This is a genomic window from Aquabacterium sp. UBA2148, from assembly GCF_002328915.1.
GTDB lineage: Bacteria > Pseudomonadota > Gammaproteobacteria > Burkholderiales > Burkholderiaceae_C > Aquabacterium > Aquabacterium parvum.
This window is the reverse complement of record NZ_DCXA01000180.1, coordinates 17,475-18,033: the sequence shown is the minus strand read 5'-3', so window position 1 is coordinate 18,033 and position 559 is coordinate 17,475. Positions and strand designations below refer to the sequence as shown.

Here is a 559-nt window from a genome sequence, read left to right as displayed (position 1 = left end):
GGCGACTTCGCCGCCTGGCACAACGAGTGGATGGCTGGCCCAGAGCTTCAGCGCCAGTTGAGCTACTGGCGGGAGCAGCTCACCCCGCTGCCTCCGCCCCTGGATCTGCCGCTTGACCACCCCCGTCCAGCCATCATGTCTGGACGAGGCGGCTCCTTCCAGTTCAATCTGGCCAAAGACGTGACCGATGCGCTGCGTGCGCAGGCCCAACAGCAAGGGCGAACGCTCTACATCACCTTGCTGGCAGCATACGCGCTGGCCTTGCATAGGGTCAGCAAACAGCACGACTTTGTCATTGGCACACCCGTGCGAGGGCGTGAGCAGCCAGCGTTGGAGCACCTGATGGGCTTCTTCGTCAACATGCTGCCATTGCGCATGCGGCCCAAAGACGACATGACACTGCCGGCCTGGCTCAGCGCCGTGCATCGCCAAGTGGTGGACGCGTTCTCCTACCCCGATGTCCCCTTCGATCACCTCGTGCACGTCATGCAGGTGCCGCGCGACCGGAGTCGCCCCCCCATCCACCAAGCGTCGTTCTCTTACCAGGATGTCCGTGAAC

The 559-nt window shown here is 63.5% G+C and carries 1 protein-coding gene; it reads left to right on the top strand.

Annotated elements, in window-relative coordinates:
- Positions 1-559, top strand: a 559-nt coding sequence (locus tag B2W70_RS10110; RefSeq protein ID WP_286745403.1) for a condensation domain-containing protein, incomplete at both ends; no start/stop codon positions are given.